Origin of the sequence: Okeania sp. SIO2B9, from assembly GCF_010672505.1 — a bacterium.
GTDB lineage: Bacteria > Cyanobacteriota > Cyanobacteriia > Cyanobacteriales > Microcoleaceae > Okeania > Okeania hirsuta.
Genome location: NZ_JAAHGK010001246.1, coordinates 1 through 2,249, shown reverse-complemented (window position 1 = coordinate 2,249; position 2,249 = coordinate 1). Strand labels below are relative to the sequence as shown.

Sequence of the window (2,249 nt, the reverse complement as noted above, 5' to 3'; positions counted from 1 at the left end):
CTGGCGACAACTCTTAATTATTGCCTTTTTTCAGTGATTAAATTCACTGGAGATAGAGCGGTATTATCCTGTTTGATTAGCGTAATTATTACGCTAACTGTTAGTTACTTTTTGTCCAAAGTCCAATGATAACTAAAAAGGGTTAGGGGTGGGTTGTCTCTTGTCTACTGATAACTGATAACTGATAACTGAAAAAGGGGGAGGGTTTAGTTACGCAAAGAAACCCGGTTTCTTCAAGAAACCGGGTTTCTGGGTTCGCCGATCGCTGATAACTGATAACTGAAAAGTGCCAGGTACCATAAAAGAAAAAAAAGAGAAAGGTAAACTCCCCTCTCTTCTTCTTTCTAGCTTTTATTCTTCCTAGCATTGCTACCTAGCATTAAACCGCCTAGTGCGGTCAAACCAAAAATTAGAGAGGGTTCGGGAGTTGACACCTCCTCTCCTGCACCATCTCCCGCTTCCGCCACCGACCACACAGCCCACATGAAATCGTTCTCATTCACATAATCTCCAAGTTCCCCCACACTTACAAGATCATCCAATTCTAATTTCCAATTACCCTCAAGAAAGAAGCTTCTTGTCCCTGCAGTCACACCGCCATCCGTCATCAGAAATGGTAGAAAGAAATAGTCTACAGCTACATCAAACACAAACAATCCCTGCTCCCAATCATATTCTGAATCAGATATATAAAGCGACTCAGCGCCTAGTGATTTCTGGATAGAATTAAAAAGCTCAGAAGCTTGATTATCTTCAAAGAAATCAAACTCTTCTAGGGTAACACCATACGCTTGCTCAAAAGTTCCATTTATAAAATCTACGTTAAAAGTATCTTCACCCACAGATAGTCCTTCTATTCGGGTAACATGAACACCATCCTCATCGTACTTTAACGTAAAAGCTCTTGCTTCGCTTGTTGGCGCCAACAGGTTGGCAAAGGAAGCTAGTAGAGCAGCGCCAGCGCCAGTAGCAATTGACTGACCAATTTTCTTCCAATTTTTCATAATGGTATGTTTCTTGTATTTGTTTAAATTTTTTTCATTCTATTCTTCCCCCCCTACTGTCAAGAGCATTTTGCCAACTTCATCAAATTTTCATAACAGTAACATCGTTTTCGTAAATCTTCTGAATCTTATTTATACAAGTAATTTTTCATTTTTCCGGATTAAGTAACTATTTTCAACACCCGCGAACATTCCTCCTTCCATAAATCTCTGGCATAAAACGCTCAACCGTTTATCTATCAATGCTTTTTGTAAGTTTGTCAGCCTTTAATTTTCATCGTACCTGGCCTAAGTTTGATTGGGGTAAATTTTTGAATCAATAAAATATTTTCATAGAACATTGATTGTGTATTTATAAAGGTATTGGGAACGATCGCGCTTTGCCAGACTTTATGTATAGTGCCTTTGCATAATTTATGTGTATTAGAAGTTGGGAGCGATCGCTACTCCCAGCAGCCAATACTATTGATAAATTTGCCGTAATTGCTCGATAATTTCCACAGTTTTGACAGAGGTGAGAATTGTTTATAAAACCTGAATATTTTCAATAGCATTAATCTCTGAAAATATCTCCTTTCCTGATTCACCAAATTTCAATTCTAATCCTAGTTATATTCCAGAAAGTATTCCTCTTTGTTCGCCTCGTTGTTCGCCAATTGCTACTCCCTCTTGTAAAATTTGTTGATACCAAGAAGATTGTTGTAAAACTGCCATATCCCACCTCATTATTTTTTGTACTATTTAGCTATCAGCTTTTAGCAGATCTGGGTTTCCCCTGCAACCCCGCGGCAGGATAGGGGTTGAAATCCCCTTCTCCCACGTTAAAAAATAATCTTGCTGACTGCTGATTACTGAGAGCTGACCGCTTCTTTAATACAAATGTAGCAAAAAATTCTAGTAAATTTTCTAATTCTGAAAGTTGTTCATCCTCCCGCAAAAGTTGCAACGCTTCTCTCACAATTGCTTCTTCTCCTCCACCTTTAAGAATAGGAACAAAAGGCATTAGGGAAATAAACAAAATTTACACTTTTTTTCAGAATATATTGTTTAAGAATCTGACTGATAAATTTGCCGTAATTGCTCGATAGTCTCCATAGTTTTGAGAGAGGCGAGAATTGTTTATCATTTTCTTTGTGGGTTTAATACCCCACCGTCTACACGGTGTTCAAAATTACTTGGGGTTAGAATCCCCATGTAATTTTCCTCCTGTCTCCTGTCTCCTGTCTCCTGTCTCCTTCTTCAATA

General features: G+C 38.4%; 2 protein-coding genes. Both read right to left on the bottom strand.

Annotated elements, in window-relative coordinates; genetic code table 11:
- Positions 1-344 precede the first annotated feature (344 nt).
- Entirely contained in the window at positions 345-1,004 is a 660-nt protein-coding gene (locus F6K13_RS29420; protein WP_287289326.1) for a hypothetical protein, read from the bottom strand.
- Between the two features lie 748 nt (positions 1,005-1,752).
- The gene (locus F6K13_RS29415) at positions 1,753-2,022 is read right to left on the bottom strand and encodes a hypothetical protein (protein ID WP_205127379.1); all 270 of its coding nucleotides are present in this window, start codon (positions 2,020-2,022) and stop codon (positions 1,753-1,755) included.
- Between the last annotated feature and the right edge of the window lie 227 nt (positions 2,023-2,249).